This window comes from Paenarthrobacter sp. R1 (genome assembly GCF_030264015.1).
GTDB lineage: Bacteria > Actinomycetota > Actinomycetes > Actinomycetales > Micrococcaceae > Arthrobacter > Arthrobacter ureafaciens.
This window is the reverse complement of sequence record NZ_CP127115.1, coordinates 332,881-351,064: the sequence shown is the minus strand read 5'-3', so window position 1 is coordinate 351,064 and position 18,184 is coordinate 332,881. Positions and strand designations below refer to the sequence as shown.

The window sequence follows — 18,184 nt, the reverse complement described above, 5'->3', positions numbered from 1 at the left end:
GTCAACCTCCCAGTCCGTAGTCGTTGTCACCCTGCTGCTGCCCGGTCTCGTAGCTCGGCGTCCAGTCCTGGCGGCGGCCTCCCACGCCGACGGCGTGCGCCGAGCGCCGGCTGGCACCCCGGGCCCTGGCGGCCCCGTCCCCGGTCTGCGCAATCACGTCACGCTTGAGGACCGAGGCGTCCACCGCGATCTCCAGCCCGTCGAGGCCGTGCACCTCGAACGCGTCCAGCTGGTGCGCCGCGGCGGTGCGCGCACGGCGGGTGCCCGCCGAGGCGAACTGCTCGTTCTTCTCGCCGTCGAAGACGCTCTCGCGGTTCTTCGCGGCCTGTACCAGGGCCTCGAAATCGCCGCCATAGGCCATGCGGTCCATCACCGTGCCTGCCAACGACGGGTCCTCCTCGAGGTTGCGCACGAGCCCCGTCTTGGGATCCTCCAGCGCGCGCGCCACACGGGCGACGCAGTCCGGGTTGACCGAAACGTTGAACCCGTCCTTGGCCTCGTAGAACTCGACGAACTGGGCCTCCCACTCCTCGGCCGTGGCCTGGACCGCCTCGCCATCGGCGAACTCGGGACGCCACTGGCCGGGGCCGACGTGCTCGAGCTTGCGGCCGCGCCACAGGTCGCGCCCGGGGCCCTGCAGCATCTCGTACTTGTGCCGGGCTTCCGCAGCATCGTGCTTGGCCTGCAGGATCGACTGGGTTACCGGATAAGTCACCTCCAGCACCGCCTTCAGGTCAGCGCCGCGCAGGGCGCGCACTGCACGCTGGGAGAATGAGCCACCCAGTCCCGTGCCGTGGGCCTTGATCGCCGTGGCGAACATGGAGGCCTCCTGGTCCTCCTGCGTGATGCCCGGCGTGCCCTGCTCGTCGCCAAGGTTGCGGGCGTAGTCCCCGAGCTTCTTCTCGCTGCCCTTGGCCCCGGTCTCGACGCAGACCTCACGAACGCTCTGCAGGTGCGCCTCGCGGCTGCTGAAGGTCAGCCCCGAGCCGAACTCGCCGCGCTGGGCCGAGCGGTAGAGGTCGCTGAGCTCCTCGACGAGGACCTCGTGACCGGCGGCCACCTCGTGCGGATCGCTGACGAACCGCAGGCGGTTCGCCTCCTTCACGGCGCTCTCCAGGCTCTCCGCCAGCTCCGGGCTCTTCGACAGCGCCACCTGGGTGTCCAGGGAGACCTGCATGGCCAGCGGGTGCGATCCGTCGGCTTTCACCACGCCGGTGTCCAGCAGATTCGCCCCGACCGAGAGCCTGTCCATCGCCTCGGCCTTGGCGGCTTCGCTGTGCAGCTTTACGACGGCGACCGCGTCGCCGTCGAAGTCGCCGTCGAAGCACTGGTCCATCACCGGGTTGATCGCCGCGCCGGTGAGCCGGTCGTCGATTGCTACGCGCATGTAGCGCACGCCGGCGTCGCGCAGGACCGGGTCGCGCCACACCAGCGCGTGGTCGCCCTCGGCCAGGCCCAGCTGCTCGGCCTTGACCGAGCTCAGGGCGATCTGGTCGATGTCCAGCCGCGGGTCGGCGGTCCAGACCATCGTGGCCGAATCCGACAGGCGCGAGCTCATCAGTCCGGTCTTGAAGATGTTGTTCTTGCCGGTGAGCACGCGGTTCTGCACGTCGGTGGTGATCGCCTCGAAAGCGCGCTGGGCCCGCGAGATGGACTCGCTCATGCCCCGGCGCACCTCGGCGCGCTTGTCCGGCGACAGGCCGTGGTCCTCCAGCTGCTCGGCCATGTACCGGTAGCGGCAGGCCTCGACGAAGACGTCCTGGTAACTGCGCGTGTAGTCATGCGTGACCGAAGTGCCGTCGTCGAACTCCTGGCCGCTGCGCAGGTGTGAGGAGAGCACCGGCAGCTTCCACGAGGTCGCACTGACCGTCTCGGTCAGCTCGCCCGTCGGGTAGGTCAGCGGGAAGGGGATCTCCATGTCACCGCCGCGGTCGCCGATCAGCTCGCCGAAGGACTTGCGCATCGCCGTGGTGTTCAGCCCGGGGGTCGCCCCTTCAGTGCGCGGCTGCGTGCGCATCAGCTCCGGCATCGGGATCAGGCGGCGCTCGGGACGCTCGTCGACGCTCTCGGCCTGGCCCAGGACGCGCAGGGTGCCGTCGGCTTCCATGTCCAGGCCCGCAACCAGCAGGTACTCGCGCAGGTTCGATTCGGCACCGGAGTTGTGGCCGTAGAACTCACGCATGATCGCCGGGCAGTCCTGGGACTGCAGCGCCCAGGCCAGCTGTGAGGAGGCCTTGCGTCCCTTGCCGGCGCGCACCTGCTCGTCGTCGTAGATCTTGGTCTTCTCGTCGACGGCCATGTGGGTGACCACGAACCGCATTTCGCCCAGCCCGCCGGCGACCGGCCCGGCCTCGATGCCCTGGACAGCCGGACGGCGGATGTCGCCGACGGCACCGCCCATCAGCTCGCGGGCCGAACCGGCGTTGCGGCGGGAGATCAGCGAGAACGGGCTCATCACCACGTCGATACCCGGGTTATCCCGGAACCAGGCCACCTCCTGCCCCAGGCCCTGGGCACGCGCCTCGTCCGGGTCCATATGGCGGTCGACCACGAGCGAGACGACACCCTTGTTACCGTGCAGGTCGCTGATCTTGTCGCCCACGACGAGGTCGCGCAGCTGACCACCGGCCCCGCGGATGCGGTGCCGCTCGGAGAACTCCTTCGACACGACAATCGGGTCGTCGGCCGTCCATCCGCCGAAGGTCATCAGGGCGGTGCCGGTCGGCTTCGTCACCTCGGAGGACTGCATGATCGTCGAGGCCGTCATCTGCTGGCGGTCGAAGGGGTCATAACGCAGCGTCTCCAGCTCCGGCCGGCTCATCAGCGGGGCGCGGGAGCCGATCACGGTCTCCGGGTCACCCGGCTTGATGGTGCCGTCCGGGCGCACCGCGGCGTCCTCGGTGAGGTAGCGCACGATGCCCTGGTTAGTTGCGCCGCCGGTCATGACCGGGTCGAAGTAGCCGCCGGGGGCCGCCACATGATTGCGGTCTGTACCCGTGAGCACCGTCATGTTCCGCCCGCCGGTGAGCCGCCAGGCGTCGAAGACGTTGTCGTCGGCCGGGTCGGTGCGGTCGCGCTCGGCGCGGTACTCGGCGTAGATAGTCGAGCCCTGCTTGATCTCGTTGGAGTAGCGAACGCGCTTGGCCTCGGTTTCCAGGATCGATGCGGTCCACTCGTCCAGCCGCGCGGTGGCCTCACCGGTGGCGGGGTCGATCTCGTACGTCGTGGCCCGCTCGATGAAGTCGACCGGATGCTTGGTGCCGTAGAGCTGCGAGTACACCGCGTTCAGCGAAGCGGGCTCCCCGGTCCGGCTGCGTCCGGAGACGAGGTCACCGGCCAACTGGTACTGGATGCGCTCGTGCATCAGCTGCTCGTAGCCACGCAGCACGGTGCGCTCCTCGACCGACTTGGGGGCCTCGCCCGGGGTCTGGGCCTTGATCCGCGCCTCGTAGCCGGGGACGATCAGCGCGTTCTCGCCGCTGGCGAAGCGCGTGACGATCTCCCCGTGGCTGCCGACGTCGAAGACCTGGCCGATCTCGCCGGAGACCGGCGTGGCCTTGCCGTCGCGGCGCAGCTTCTCGGCCGTCCAGCTGATGACGCCCTGCGGGTCGACCAGGATCTCGCCCGGCGTCGCGGCGTTGCGCTCGATGCTCTCCCGGACGGTCTGACCGATGCGGCGCATGAACTCCGAGGGATGTTCGGCGATGGGGGCGGCGGTGGCCGCGTCGAAGGAGATGATCCGGTCCTTGAAGCGGGTCGCCTGGAAGCTGGTGCCCATGAGCTCGGTGGGAGGCACCCCGCATCGGCGCAGCGCCGAGGCGAGGTTGTCCAGGTTCGACCACTGGCCGGTCGGGCTGGTCATGTACTTGGCGACACGGGCGGGGTCGAAGCGCTGGTCGATCCACTCGCCGTCGATCAGGTGCGGCTCGGCGTCCCAGGTGCCGACCAGCTCAAACGGGACGTCATCGGCGTGCGCACGGACCTTGTCGGCGGCTGTGCCGCCGTAGACGAGGTTGCCCAGGTCCGGCAGCTCGCCGGCCTGCAGCTCGCCGATCTCCTCCAGGCGCTCCTGGTACATCTCCTCGGTCGCGCCCGGGCGCAGCAGCTCGCTGCGCGCTCCGGTCAGCACGTCCCAGTAGGAACGCTGGATCGCCGCGACCTCGGGGTCGGAGGCATACTCCGGGGGCTCGATCTCGTCGAGCGCTCCCTCGGTGCGCTGCAGCTCGGACTCCGCGCGCAGGATCAGCTCTTCGACGCCCAGGGCGGCGCGCAGATTCTCCCGCGCGGTCTCCACGGCCTCGCGACCGTAGGCCTCGGCCGGCTCGGCGTCCACGAAGAAGGTCGGCAGGGAGCGGTTCTTGGCGTCGCGGCGCAGCATGACCTTGGACCCGGGGCGCGGGGCGCTCTCGCCGGGAACGACATAGTCGGCGACGACAAACATGCTCTCGCGGTCGACGTGGTAGCTGTCCGGCACGTCGATGAGGGAGCGGCCGCGGCCGTGCTCGGGGTGGCTGGAGCCGACCACGCCGACCGCAGTGCCCGGGAGGTCCTCGCGCTCGATGGGGAGGCCCTGCGCGAAGCGCAGCAGCCGCACGGCGTCCTCGGAAGTCGGGGAGGGCACGGCCATGCCGCCGGGCACCCGGTGGTTGGTGCTGTAGCGCAGCACCGTGCCGTTGTCGTAGATGCGCGCCCCGGCATACTCCTCCTGGCGCGTGTCAGTGAGGCGGATCTCCATACCGGTCCCGGAGATCCGGGCCTTGATCTGCCCGGGCTCACGGTCGCGCAGGACCTCGTACGCCACGCCCTGGGACTTCAGCTCCTCGAGCAGCGCCGCCGAACGCGCCACGGCGTGCTGGGACATGAAGCGGTTGCGGTCGACGCGGCCGGTCTGCGGGTCGCGCCCGCCGTCGATGACCCATTCGCGGACCTGGTCGTACTCCTGGCGGCTCATCTTGTCCATGAGGGCCGTGAGGCCCGCGGCGTCATCGTTGGTCATGGCACGGCCCGCCTCGTAGGGCTTGCCGTCATCGTCGAGCCGCCAGAGCGTCATGTTCCCGCGGCGCGGTTCGGCAAGGGACTCAACCTCGCCCCCGGCGTTCTTCACAATCGTCTCGTCCGGGATGTACAGCAGCTCGGTGCCCGCGCGCTTCACCGTCGCACGCCCGGACCAGGCCGGGTCGTAGGGGCTGATCGGCAGCCGGGCCGAGCGCGGGTCGATCTGCGCGCCGACGCCCGTGGCGCGGGTGAACTCGCGCTGCAGCGTCTGGTAGCGCTCGTTGGCGGGAGAGTGGTCGCCGAACTGCGGCTCGTAGTCCGGGACCCGCTCGGAGAAGGCCGAGTCGATCGCGGTCAGGCACGTGGTGACGCCGAGCGCGGGGTCGGCCAGGGCGGTTCCGCGCTGGCCGAGGATCTGGTCGACCCGTGCGCGGATGGCCTTCGCCTGGGAGATCGGAATGATCTCCCCGCTCTGCTCCCGGGCCTGCTCGACTGCCTTATAGAAGACGTACTCGTAGAAGTACCGCCTCAGTCCGTGTGCCTTCTTCATTGCTACTCAGCCTCCTGTGGACGCTCGGGGACATAACTATGTATAGATCATACACAGGCGAGTCGAATGGTGGCGATAGACGAGTCAGAAACGAGCCAAAAGCTGAATGCCGGGGCAGTCGATGAAACTCGACTGCCCCGGCACAGAGGGAAGTGACCTGCCGGCCCTACCCCCGGGACTTCATCTCGACGGCCATGGCCCGGTCGAAGGCACCGTCGGCCAGGACCTCCCAACTTGGCAATGAGGCCAGGTACGTGTAGAAGGCCGCGTGCACCTTGACCGTGGCCAGCGACCGCAGGTCCTCCTCGGTCACGTCCTGCTCGGCGAACACGCGCGAGCCCTCCTCGCTAATCTGACCGTTGATCCGGCGGGCGGCGTCGGCATAGGCGTCAGAGCGGACCTGGCTGATGTAGGTCTTCGACCCGTCCGCGCTGCGCAGCTCGCCGTCCCCGCCGACCGAGAAGTGCTCGCGGTCCCGCTGCATTTCCACCAGCGCGGTCTTGTACGCCTCGCCGATCTCGAGGTCCAGAGCCTTGACCTTTGCCGAGCCGTCGAGATTGATCAGCATCCCCTTGCTGACCGTGCCCTCGGCATAGACCAGGCGCTTGTGGTCCTTCTGGGTCGCCTGGTGGGCGGCCACGGTGGCGGCGACCTCCACGTCCTCCAGGAACTCCTCGTCATTGCCCAGCATCATGGCCTCGTAGTCGTCCGGGTCCACGACTACCGGCGCATTCGGGTCCCCGCTCTCGTCGGTGAAAACCATGCGGGTGATGACCTCCATGACCTCGTCCGAGTAAACGTCCGGGTCGAGACGCTCAATGTCGACGTCCTTGTAGTCGTACGTCTCCTGATAGAGCGTCTTGGCGTCGGCCGCCCGGACAGCCTGGGCCATCCGCTTGTCGAGCATCTTGACGAAGTCCGGCTGGTTCATGCGCACGTCGAACTCCATCGCGGAGCTGAGCGTGGGGATCGTCTGCAGCGAGTACTCGTGCCCCGGGTGGGTGATCGTGTTGCCCAGCAGCTTGAACGACATCGGCAGGATCGTCTCGTTGCGGTTCCATACCGGAGCGTCGCCGGCGCGCAGCACGATCGAGTTGCGCGGCGAGAGGAAGGCGAAGTCGTTGTACTTGATCAGCGGCTCCTCCTCCGTCGACCAGGTGCGCGAGATGGCCCCGTCCGTCTTTCCGCCGACCACCTTGTCCAGGTTCTGCGTGATCTGCTTTGAGCTGGCGTGAGTGCGGTGGGTCTTGCCGCTCATCTTCTCCAGCGTTTCGATCATCGAGTCGTCGGTCGACTTGAGGAAGACGATGTTGCTCGTGTTTCCCTGCACAATCTTGTCGACCGACTCGCCGTAGACGTCGCGCAGCTGCTGCAGCGTCTGCAGGATGAGCGTGAACTGCTGCTCCTGACCGAGACCGATGGAGAGCATGGTCTCGAAGCCGGCGATGCCGTTGCCGTCAGACTGCAGGTTGCCGAGCTCGTCGAGCATGAACCGCGTGCGGTAGAGCGGCTTCTGGTTCGACTTGGTCATGTACGACTGGTCGAACGAGACGTCCACCAGCTGCTTGACCAGGATCAGGATCAGTTTGGCGTACTTCATCAGATGCGGGGGAGTGACGAGGAAGACCGCCTTGGGCGACTCCGAGTACCGCGCCATCGTCTGCGTGATCGCACGCGACTGGACCTCGACCTCCTCGGGGTGCCCGCCGCCGGAGAAGTCCAGCTTGCGGCTCGGGAAGGTCGTGTCGCCGGGCTGGAACGAGAGGATCTTCCCGTCGCCGGTACCGCCCTCGCGCACCGGCCGCAGCTCACGCAGCACGCCGTTCTTCACGATCTTCTTGCCGGTGACCGGCTCGACCACGAAGTGCCGGCCGTTGAGCGAGAGCTGGTAGCTCTTGCGGAAGTGGAAGTAGAAAGTGCGCACGAGCATGCCGCTCTGCGGGTTCTTCAGCTCCAGCTTCAGCCAGGCCTCGTCGCCGGGGAAGATGCCCTTGAAGTTGTAGCGCGCCCATCCTACGCGACCAACAATCTCCGAGTGCTCGAAGTCCTTGCCAAGATTCCGGGTGAACATCGGGTCCGCGTACGCAGACCAGCTCGCCATCTGCCCGAGCAGGTGGTCGCGCTTCATGAAGTTCGGCGAGAACCGCACGCCCAGCCGCCGTGGGAACGACAGGCCCGCCAGGTCGGTGTTCTGCGAGGGCTTGCCCGAGGTCAGCGTCGAGATCGTCGGATCGGTGAAGAAGCTCATACCCGTGATCGCGATGCCGTAGACCGAGGACATCATCTTCTCCGCGCCGGCCATCGCAACCAGGGCGTTGTGGGCGTTGCCGACGAGGGTGCGCATCGAGTTGCGCGGCAGCGCCTGGGTGGCGTTGAAGTAGAGCGTCAGCAGGTCCTGCTCGGCCTTGCCCTCCCACAGGAAGTCCTTCTCGGCGACCTTGGCCTGCTCCTCGGCCAATGCTTCCTCGTCCTCCTCGAACTCGCCGGCCTTGATGCGCTTCTCCAGCTCTGCCGCTGGGTTCTTCCACTTCTTCGAGGTCAGTTGCACGAAGAGCTGGTAGCAGTTGTACAGCGTGACCTTGCCCCACATGTCGTCCAGGCGCTGCTCGAGCGTACCCGGGTCCATGCCGGTCGCCGCGGCGTACTCCCGCAGCTCGCGCTCCTCCTCGAGGTAGTAGTCGATGAGGCCGTAGGCCGCGCGCTTGAAGGCGTTGTTCGCCGCGTTCGGCCACACCGGGTCCTCGCCGCCGTCGAGCGGGAAGAAGACCTCGCCGATGTTCTCGATGTAGAGCGCGCACTTGGTCGAGTCGCCCTCGCGGGCGGCGTCGGCCGCCATCCCCAGCGGGTTGTAGATGTCGGTCTTCATCGAGTTGATCAGGTTGAACTGCACCGGCTCGAAGCCGCGCGTGACCAGCGGGATGTAGTTCTTGACGAGCAGTTCGCCCTTGGGGTCGTTGATGACCATGTTCGAGGGCTTCTTCTCCCGCGACCACATGTCGATCATCGGCTCGATGTAGGTCTGGCCCTTGCCCGCACGGGTGATGGCCAGCACCATCGTGTTCACCGGAGCGGTGTCGACGATGTAAGCACCGGCAGGACGCTGGACCTCGTACGCCGGGAACTCCCAGTCATCCTTGATCAGGTCCGCCACCGTACGGTACGGCCCGAGCTTGTCGCGGTTCGCGCCTTCGAGCCTGCCGGGGTCCTTGGCCTCCTTGGCCTTGCGCCGGCTTTCCTCGGTCGGCGGGTTGTACGGGATCACGGTGGCGTCGTACTTCTTGCGCAGCCGCTTGTCCCGGGGCAGACCCGAGGCGTCGAAGAGTGCGTCACCGAACTCCTCGTCGATCGTGGGCAGGGTATCGACCAGCGGCTCGCCGTCGTCACCGTCCATGACCTCGCCCTTGTAATAGACGATGTTGCCGTCCTGGTCGATGATGTCGGCTTCGGCACGCCGGGAAACCTTGACGGTACCCAGCCCCTTCCTGCTGAGCATCATGTGGCTGATCATCGAGCTGACCTGCACCGCCGAGTGCGCGCCGGCGTCCGGGAACCAGTCGTAGTTCTGCTGGACCTCCTCCGGAAGCGCGATGTGCTGGTCGTTGCGGTGGTCGTTGATGTCCGTGTGGTCGACCGTCGCGTTGTGCTTGGCGACCTGGCGTCCGGTCCAGGTGGAGATCACGATCATGACCAGCGCGCCCGCTCCCAGCGTCAGGAAGAGCTTGAACCCGGTGACCTGCCCCAGCTGCCCGCTGAAGCTCGTCGCCGTAGGCGTGGTCCCCTGATCCGCCTTCGGGGCATCCTGGGCGGCGCTGCTTGCCGGGGTCCACCACGCGGGCACCGGTACGTCCTTGAGGTCCGGGTGGCACTTCGAGCCGATCTCGGGGTTGCCCTTCTCATTGACCGCGCGGTAGCACGTCATCGGGGCTCCGCCCTGGCCGGTCGTGGTGTCCTCGATGTAGTACGAATCCGGCTTCCCGCTGCTGTTGCCGCCCAGGCCGCCACTCATCGTGGCTCCGAGTGTGAGCACCGCCGTGGCGATGACCGAGTACAGCACCCATGCCACGACCGCGACCAGCAGGCCGGCAATCCCGGCGAGCACGAGGCCCGGCATGTTCGACTTCTTGGACAGCCGCTCACCGCGGTCCAGCTGCTGGTCCTCATAAACGTCCCGGTTCGTCAGCGTCTCCTCCGGCCGACGCGCCGAGATCTTCTCCCAGCCGCTGGCCTTGGGCCGTGCGGCCCTGCGCTTGCTGCCTGCCATGGTTCTCCCTGCCTGTTCCCGCATCTGTCTGTGTGTCCTGTGCCTGTGGTAGTCCCGGAAGACGCCGACGGCGCACGGGGTGCGAGCCCCGTACGCCGTCAAACCCCGAGCCGATCTCCGGTTCGGATCAGCCGCCCATGGCCGCCCCGCCGATGAAGCCGGCGAGGCCGCCGAGCATGGGCAGCGCGACGATCAATGCGATGAGCATCTTGTTGTAACGGCTCTGGATCTCCGAAGCCCGGGCCAGTTCACTGGCGTAGGAGTCCTTGTCCGCTGCCATCTCCTCCAGCCGCGCCTCGTAGCGGCGCTTGACCGAGTCCTCGACGACCTCCATCTGCTTCAGCAGGTCCGTGTTGCGCTGGGTGGCCGAGTCGGTCTTCTCCTTCTCGAGGGACAGGCTGTGCTGCCACTCCGCCTCACGGGCCTGCATCTGGGTGATCGCGTCCTTGCGGTTGCGGTCGAGCTCGTCCTCCATCCGGCGGATCCGGTCGGCGTGCTCGTTGCGGATCGACTCCAGCAGCGCCTCCTGCTCGCGGCGCAGGACGCCGATCTCGTCGGTGGTGCGCTGGTGCTCGGCCAGGGCCTCGGCCTGGGCGATGTCAGCCTTGCGGTTGTCATCAACGATCCGCTGGATCTCGGTCTTCCACTGCGCCAGGCGCTGCTCCTCGGCCTCGAGGTAGGCCTTCTGCTTCTCGGCCAGGACCTCGAAGATCCGCGTGGTGCCGACCTGCATCTTCAGGGCGGCGTCGGAGCGGCGCACGCGCAGGATCTCCTGGCGGTCGTGCGAGTAGGAGTTCTCGATGACGCGCTCGATTTCAGCGACGGCGTCGGCCTGCTCGCGCTCCATCCGGGAGCGGTTGCGCTCCTTGTACTGGATCTCCGCCTGAAGTGCGGCCTGCTCGGCGATCTTCTTCGCCTGGGCCTCGTAGTCCTGGACGATCTCAGTCTTGCGGGTGCGGATCCGCTGTTCCTTCTCGGACTCCCGCTCGCGGTGCGCCGCCTCGGTGCCGTCCTTGAGAGCCTTGTAGCGAGAGCCTTCGCGGTCGGTGGCGACGTCGCGGATGACCTGCTCGACGTGGGCGGACATGAGGTTCACGTACAGCGTGCGCAGCTCGTCCTCGTGTGCCCACCGCAACTGAGCGAGGTCGGCGTTGGCCTGCCGGTTGAGCTGGGCGACCTGGTCGCCGAGCCATTCGGTCGCACCCTGCGGGACCTCGATCTGCACGACCGGTGCGCCGATGGCGAAGGTCGCGTTGAACTCGTCCAGGCGCACGTCGAGGTCCAGGTCCTCCGAGAGGAAGCGGCGGGCGATGACCTCGCGCACCTGCTCCTGGTTCTCCAGCAGGACGGCGTCCTCCTCGGCCGGGGCGTGGGCCGCAGCGTCGGCGGCCACGGGACCGGGCGCGTCGAACTCCTCAAAGCCGGCCGTGCCGTCGAAGTCAGGCTCCGGCTCCACCGCGACCGGGGCCGCGTCATCGTCCCCGAAGTCGACGGCTTCGTCGTCGAACACCGGCTCATCGCCCGCGGCGTCGAAGACCGGCTCGTCGCCGGAAACCTCATCCCCGCCGGGGATCGAGTCGAAGATCGGGTCGCCGTCGTCGGCGGTGTCCGCGGCCGCAGCAGCATCCGCGAGGAGGGTCCCGCCCTCGTCGGTAGCGATGCCGCTGTGCTCACGCCAGGCCTGAGCCCCGACAGCCTCCTCGAGGCTCAGCGCGCCGGAGGCCACCTCCTGGGCCTGCTTGAACGTCGCCTCGGCGACCAGGTCCACCAGCAGCTCGCCGCTGGGCTTCTGCCAGACGACGGCCCAGGAGTACTCCGCGCCGGTCAGGAGTGAGTACTCCTCCATGCGCGCGAGCGTCTCCGCGTTGGGAATGATGCCGAAGACCTCTTCGCCGAGCATCTCTGCCGTGGCGACGGTCTTGATCTGGTCCGAGTCGATGAGCTCGATGAGCGAACCCTTGGCCTCGTCGCGGCCGTGCCGCTTGCTCAGCCCGCCGATGGACTCGGCAGCCAGCACGAGCATGACCCACGCCGTGCCGCTGGGGAAGACGAACTTGGCGTTCGACCGCAGCAGTTCGACTGCTGCGGGGATCGCCGTCTCCCTGACCACGGACGACAGCAGCTCGTCAGGCTTCTTCTTCCGATCCTTGTTCCGGCTTCCCGTAGCCGAGCCCAGAATGCCCATTGGTGTCGATCCCTTCAATGATGAAACGCAGTTCGCCTGGTATATGAGTATCCTATCGCGCATGAGTCGATAGGTGCAATGATAGGCAGTCCGACACGATGTCGAATGACCTTCAATGACCGGTGGTGCAGATCAGCGCACGGCACTCACCTCGATGCGCGCATCGGAAGTGAGCATGTCCTTGTGGTCGCTCGCCAGCTCCCCGACGACGTCGATCCGGATCCGTCGCTCGGAGGGGTGCTCATTGATGAACGTCGCCACGCCGGTGGTAACCTCATCGGTCATCTTCGCCACCGCACCACGGGCACCGCCGGCATTGGAGTCGGTATCGCCCTTGTCGTCGATGAGGTACTGCAGGACCCTCTGGTCGATGTCCACCCGCACGTTGTGCTTGATGAGGACCTCCTGCACCATGTGCCGCAGCTTGTTGCGCACGATCTGGCGCTGCGTGTCCTCCGACAGCGGCTGGAACGGGACGATGGCGTCGATACGACCCAGCAGCTCGGGCGGGAAGCGGTTGTCCGCCGAAGTCTCAGTGATCGAGCGGCGGATGAGCTTGTCGTACTTCAGCAGCTGCTCGCCCGAGCCCTTGTCGTCGGCCGCGTACTGCGCGATGGTCTTGTAGATCTCTGAGCCCGCGTTCGTCGTCATGACGATGTAGGTGTTCAGAAAGCTGACCTCGCGGTTGTTGTCGTCCGAGAGCCGGCCGTCGTCGAGCACCTGCAGCAGCAGGCGGGTGACCATCGCCGAGGCCTTCTCGACCTCGTCGAACAGGAGCACGGCGTGCGAGAGGTCCCAGACCCGCTTCGTCAGTTCAGAGCGGAAGAGGTCCATCGAGGAGTCCTGGGCGTACTCGGACATGTCGAAGCGGATCAGATGGCGCTGGTCGTCGCCGAAGAGAAGCCGTGCCAGCTGCTTGGCGAGCTCAGTCTTGCCGACGCCGGTGGACCCGGTGAACAGCAGCGAGGCCTCCGGACGGCTCTTGTCGTTCAGGTCCGCCACCGACAGCTGCAGCCGCCGCGCGACCGCGCGCGTGGCCAGGTCCTGGCTGAACACCTTCGAGTCCAGCTGCTCCTTGATCTTCGCGCCGTCGACCTTGAAGGCCACATTCACACCGAGGGACTCCTGGAGCACATCCGAGAGCAGCTCGCGGTCCAGCGCCCGCTTGGTGAGGCGGTGCCAGCCCACCATGCTGTCCAGCACCAGGATCGACTTGCGCGGCTGCGAGCTCGCCGGTATGTAGCGCTCCGTGTACTCATATATCTGGCGGCAGATGTGGTCGTCGTAGAACTGGTCGGCAACGTCGTAGTGCTCGGCCATACCCTGCAGGATCCGGATCGTGGTCTCCTGGTCAGGCGGCGTCAGGTTGATGCGCTGCAGCCGCTCAACCAGCGGCTGGTTCGGCGCGATGTGCCTGTGGAACTCGTCGTAGGTCGTCGCGGCGATGATGCGGATGCCGCGCGCCCCGGAGGCCGCCAATACCGGCTTGATCGCCTCGACCGCGGCGTCGGAAAGCTGGACGATCTGGTGGAACTCGTCGATGAACAGGACCAACTCCTGCTTCTCGACCGCCACGAAGTGCTCGGCCTCGTCGAAGAAGCCCTTGAGCATGGCGGCCATGCGGTCCGCGTCGCCGGCCTCGGAGATCATCCGGGAAGGGTCGACCTCGAGGTAGAGCCGTTCGGCATCGGTGTCCATCGTGGCCTGAACGAGAGCGGTCTTACCCGTACCCGCCTCGGCCAGCAGCAGGGCGTTGCACAGCTCCGGCCGGCTCATCGAGGCTAGCAGCTGGAGCTTCTCGTGCTCGCGGCCGACGATCTCGCGTTCGGCCCTCTTGAGCGGGTCCGACAGCTTCGACAGGAGCGGATAGCCCTCATTCAGGTGCGCTTCGTGGAACATGCTGTGGAAGACCTCTCGCCAAGACTTGATTCATCTGATAGATCAGTCGAAAGTCTATCATGACGCCATTCGACAAGGCGTTGATAGGACAATGAGAGACCCCCGGACTCGTGTCCGGGGGTCTCCTGGCCATTCACGCCGTTCAGCGGCCGTCACAGCCCCTGCTGACGGTCCTCCTGGGACGGGGACTCGTCCTGCTCGAACCGGTAGTCGTACCGCTCGCTCAGCGGCCTGCGGGACTCCCGGTCGCGCCGTTCCCGCTCATTTGCTTCGCGCTGCTGGCGCATCGAGGCACCAACGCGGTCGACCAGGACGCGCCCGGCCTCCGCCCACTGGTCCTTGCCCTCGTCCGGGACCGTGATCTCGTCCAGCCCCAGATCCAGCAGGCTTGTGCCGCTGAGCGGACTGGGATCGTTTGTCGCCATCGCCGTCTCCTCCTCCGTACTTGAATCAGGCCCCGCGCTGATGCTCGATGCCCTCGGGCCCGTCCTGGCCCTCGAATTGGTAGTCGTACCTCTCACTGACCGGCTTGCGGCCCTGTTGCGCGGTGACAGGCGTCTGTTCCCGGGCACCACGGCCGACGATCGAGCCCATCCGGCCGACCAGGTCAGCCCCGGCAGCAGAGCCCTGCGGGAGCTTCTGCTCACCATGTCCGGACAGCTCCGTGTGCAGCCCGCGGGCCGCGCCCATGGCAGCACCCTTGGCAGCGCTGGCAGCGACGCCCGTGGTCGACGCGCCGGACTGCCGGCCCCGGGCGGCATGGGCCGCGGCATCCCGTATCACGTGGGTGCCGAGCCGCTTGGCTCCCTCCCGGAAGCCCTCGGACTGCACCGCCCGTCCAACCTTCGGCTCTGCAGCCCGCTGGGTGAGCGGGACCTTCGCCGGACCCTGAACGGTGCGGGACTGCCCCGGCTTCGGCACGTCCGCAGAGGTGATCATCCCCGGTGCCGGCTCGGCCTGCGGCCGCGGCCGACGCTCGACGACGTTGGGGTTGAATCTCGAGCCCGGCTGGCCGGGAGCGGGGGAGGAGGGCACGCTGTACCGGGGACCCCGCACCGCGCCGAGGCCCGCTTGCGAGCTCGGGCCGCGCTGGGCTCCGGCATCGGGGGTGGCTCCGCGGATCGCCACCAGCTGCTCGGGCGTGTACGACGTCGGACGCTGGCCGTGCTCCGGTCCGCTTTGGGGGCCGTTGCTGAGATCTGCCATGATGATTCGTTCCTCTCTATGCGAAAGGCCCCCGGAGAGATCTCTCCCGGGGGCCTTTCAATGAGTTCTGCTGAGCCGGTGGATCGGTGTCAGCCGACCGCAGGAGCCTCGGCCTCCGCGACCTGCTCGGCCTGGGCGGTCTGCTCCGGACCCGCGGCCTGGCTCTGCTTGGCAGTCGCCTGGGCCTCCTTGGCCGCCTTCATGGAGGCGAACTGGTTGTCCAGGGTCTTGGCGTCGACCTTGAAGTCGCTGGCCTCCACGGACTTGGTGTTGACCACCAGGCCGGTGCCGCGCGAGGCCGGCATCACGTTGCCCTTGAAGCCGTAGACGGTGCCCACCTTTTCGTTGTCCTTGTTGAGCAGCGGCTCCGTGTTCGGACCAGCGGCCTTGATGATCTCCTCCAGCTGGCCCACCGAGTAGGGGGCGGTGTTGGCGAAGCGCTCCTTGCCGTCCGGGCCCTTCACGCGTTCGGACTTCAGGTGCAGGTTGCTCTGCTCCGGTCCGCGCGGGTCACGGGCGTCGACCTGGATGTCGGCGTAGTGCGACTTGCCGTCCTTGGTCGCGCCGTTGTCGTAGACCTTGGCGATGAGGTTGACCCCGGTCATCGCGCCCTTGCCCTTGAGAAGTGCCATGATCTCGTCCTTTCGTCGTTCCGTCCGCCACTCGGCAGAACGGCCTTGATCATTCACATCGTCCGAACAAAGCCTCGAAGTGCCTGCCGAACTGATCTATACACTAATACTCCTATAGATCATTCCGCAACTATTCGAATCATCTTTCCATTCGTTTCCCTACTCGTGCTGCATCCCGCCGGACCGACCGGCCGGCTCCTGCCCGGGGACGGGAAGGGCACCGGTAACGGCCACTGCGGCGTCGACCCGCTGCTGGACGCGGACCACCAGGCCTGCGTCGAGCGAGGAGGCTTTCGACCGGCGCATCCGGGCCTCCTGTTCCTGCTCCTCGCGCAGCGCGGCGATCCTCGAACGCAGTACCGGCCGTGCGGAGCCGTCCTCCACGGCAGCCAGCTCACGCGAGACCCGGGTCATCGCGGCAACGTCGTCGACCGGGAGGTCGGCGATAGCCTCGGACTGGCCCGACTGGTCGAGGTACGCCATGGCCGCCAGCAGCAGCCGGCGGCGCTCGGCCGCGGCAGCGGTGAACTCCTGCCGGGCCCGCTCGCTGATCTCGACGTCGGCTACGAAGTCATAGCCCAGGTGATGCAGGTCCAGCGCCTTGACCTCGTCGAAGGGGTGCGCCGTCCCGGTCTTGATCGACAGTTGGGCGGCGACCTCCGGATTCCCGTCGGCGACGGCGCTGCGCTGGTCTGCAGGGCCGGCGACGAGCACCAGCCCCGAGTCGGCCAGGTCCGTGCGCAACTCCTGGAGCCGCTCGTCGTAGACCTGCTTCATGGTCGCGATCCGCGCGTCCAGCACCGCCCGCCCGACCTTGCCCGCGGTCAGGTGCCGTCCGCCGGGCTGGCCGTAGATCTCCCGGCCCATCTCCTCGGCCTGGTCGGCATCCCTCATCCGCTGCAGCGAGGCGTCCTGGCGCAGCGCCATGAGCGAGAGCAGACGCTGGCCGTACGCGGCGACCTCCTGCTGCTGGGTGTACCACTGGCCGGCGTCGCCGACGAACGGCAGGAAGTGCTGATACTTGCTCATCACCCGCCGATGCCAGTCCTCTTCGAAGCGGTAGAAGTCGTAAAGCGGCCGGGAGTCCTCCACGGCCACGTCGGCCTTCTCGGCCCGCTCCCACTGCCGGGCCAGGTCGCGGTAGGCGCTGGCCTTGGACTTGTGGTGCTGCAGGCGGGAGGCGTAGCTGCGCAGCCGGAAGCCGAAGGAGACGACGTCGTCCTCGGTGCTGCCGTGATGCTGCTGGCGCTCTGCGGCGAGGGCAGCCATCTCGGCGTAATCCATACCCATGACCTCGAGCATCGGCGTGCGCACCCGCAGCTCCTCCTCGGGCAGGGCGCGCAGCATCTGGTAAACGCCATTGACCGCCCGCTCGGTGATCTGACTGCGGCCCGCGTCGACCAGGCGCTGCCACTGGTCGGTGGACAGACCCTCGGCCTCGCGGCGCTGATTGGCGTAATCCACGACCTTCTCCATCGCCGCCGGCAGCGGCGAGCCCGGCCGCTCCAGCTGCTCGGCCACCAGCTCGGAGACCAGGCGGTTTGCCTTGCGCATCCGCAGGTCGTTGGTCCCGGCGCGCCACAGCGTGCGGTCAGCGGGCAGACAGGCCAGCAGGAACTGGGGGAGGGCCTCGGAACGCATGCGCTCGTGCGCCCAGCGCTTGATGAAGGTCGTCACGTTCCTGCGTTCGTAGCCGACGGCGCTGGACAGGTGAGCGACGGCCTGCTTCTCGTCCAGCCAGGCGTCCACGCCGCGCCGCAGCCGGGACTTGTGCCGGTCCAGCAGCTTGCCCCGCTGGGTTCCGTCCTTGGCCAGGTGGCCGTGTCCGGCGTCGACCATCACCAGGTGGCAGTGGACATGCTCGGTGTCGACCTGGATCACGCCGACATAGCGCAGGTCGTCGAAGCCGCTCGTGCCCGAGCTCATGCGCTCCAGCCCGTGCATGATGGCCATCCGCAGCTTCATCTGGTCGATGTGACCGCGGTAGTCCCCGCGGCCCTCGCAGTGGAAGTCCTCGCCGACGATGCGGTGCCGCTTCAGGTACTCCTCATCGAAGGAGAGCACGGTCTTCAGCACGGTCTTGCCGCTCTCGAAGTGCTTCTGGATGTCCCGGGACGCAGCCCGCAGCTGCTCGTCGGAGAGTGACACCGAGCCGTAGCCGAAGGCCACTCCGCCGTCGCCCTGCGCCTGGCGCATGGCCGCCTTGGCCTCGACCCTGCTCATCCCGGCGCGCTCGACTGCACTCTCGCGGGCCATGTAGCGCAGGATGAAATCGTCGGTGCGCAGGCGCTGGATCGGCGCGAGCGACTCGGTCGCCTGCTCCCGGGCCATGTACCGGGTGACGTAGTCGCCGGGGGTGCCGCCCCGGGACCCCTTGCCGCCGGGCAGCGGCACACTGAACTCGTTGACCACTACGATCGAGCTCTTCAGGCTCATCCCGCCTCATCCCTCCGTCT

Annotated in this window: 8 protein-coding genes; all 8 read right to left on the bottom strand. The window is 67.4% G+C overall.

What is annotated here, in order from left to right; translation table 11 throughout:
- Window position 1: 1 nt before the first annotated feature.
- On the bottom strand, window positions 2–5,545 hold the full coding sequence (locus QN084_RS01650) for a hypothetical protein (protein ID WP_069694998.1): 5,544 nt from the start codon (window positions 5,543–5,545) through the stop codon (window positions 2–4).
- Between the two features lie 166 nt (window positions 5,546–5,711).
- Window positions 5,712–9,806, bottom strand: coding sequence for a type IV secretory system conjugative DNA transfer family protein (locus QN084_RS01645; protein ID WP_069695223.1), 4,095 nt, complete (start codon window positions 9,804–9,806; stop codon window positions 5,712–5,714).
- Window positions 9,807–9,933: 127 nt separating this feature from the next.
- Window positions 9,934–12,009 (bottom strand): coiled-coil domain-containing protein, encoded by a 2,076-nt coding sequence (locus QN084_RS01640; RefSeq protein WP_139126757.1) that lies wholly within the window; start codon window positions 12,007–12,009, stop codon window positions 9,934–9,936.
- 114 nt (window positions 12,010–12,123) lie between these two features.
- Entirely contained in the window at window positions 12,124–13,890 is a 1,767-nt protein-coding gene (locus tag QN084_RS01635) for an AAA family ATPase (protein WP_069694996.1), read from the bottom strand.
- Between the two features lie 152 nt (window positions 13,891–14,042).
- Window positions 14,043–14,315: a hypothetical protein gene (locus QN084_RS01630; RefSeq protein ID WP_069694995.1), complete on the bottom strand. Its 273-nt coding sequence runs from the start codon at window positions 14,313–14,315 to the stop codon at window positions 14,043–14,045.
- 25 nt (window positions 14,316–14,340) lie between these two features.
- Window positions 14,341–15,096: a hypothetical protein gene (locus tag QN084_RS01625; protein WP_069694994.1), complete on the bottom strand. Its 756-nt coding sequence runs from the start codon at window positions 15,094–15,096 to the stop codon at window positions 14,341–14,343.
- An 89-nt stretch (window positions 15,097–15,185) separates the two neighbouring features.
- Window positions 15,186–15,728 carry a hypothetical protein gene (locus QN084_RS01620; protein WP_069694993.1) on the bottom strand — a complete coding sequence of 181 codons (543 nt, stop codon included), beginning with the start codon at window positions 15,726–15,728 and terminating at the stop codon, window positions 15,186–15,188.
- Window positions 15,729–15,887: 159 nt separating this feature from the next.
- A complete protein-coding gene (mobL, locus tag QN084_RS01615; protein ID WP_175430144.1) occupies window positions 15,888–18,164 on the bottom strand; it encodes a relaxase MobL in 2,277 nt (758 codons plus the stop codon).
- Window positions 18,165–18,184: the final 20 nt, after the last annotated feature.

What these genes read in the sequence shown, in the direction of transcription:
- QN084_RS01635 (WP_069694996.1), bottom strand. Translation starts at nt 13,890, where the DNA reads ATGTTCCACGAAGCGCACCTGAATGAGGGCTATCCGCTCCTGTCGAAG.
- QN084_RS01650 (WP_069694998.1), bottom strand. Translation starts at nt 5,545, where the DNA reads ATGAAGAAGGCACACGGACTGAGGCGGTACTTCTACGAGTACGTCTTC.
- QN084_RS01620 (WP_069694993.1), bottom strand. Translation starts at nt 15,728, where the DNA reads ATGGCACTTCTCAAGGGCAAGGGCGCGATGACCGGGGTCAACCTCATC.
- QN084_RS01645 (WP_069695223.1), bottom strand. Translation starts at nt 9,806, where the DNA reads ATGGCAGGCAGCAAGCGCAGGGCCGCACGGCCCAAGGCCAGCGGCTGG.
- QN084_RS01630 (WP_069694995.1), bottom strand. Translation starts at nt 14,315, where the DNA reads ATGGCGACAAACGATCCCAGTCCGCTCAGCGGCACAAGCCTGCTGGAT.
- QN084_RS01625 (WP_069694994.1), bottom strand. Translation starts at nt 15,096, where the DNA reads ATGGCAGATCTCAGCAACGGCCCCCAAAGCGGACCGGAGCACGGCCAG.
- mobL (WP_175430144.1), bottom strand. Translation starts at nt 18,164, where the DNA reads ATGAGCCTGAAGAGCTCGATCGTAGTGGTCAACGAGTTCAGTGTGCCG.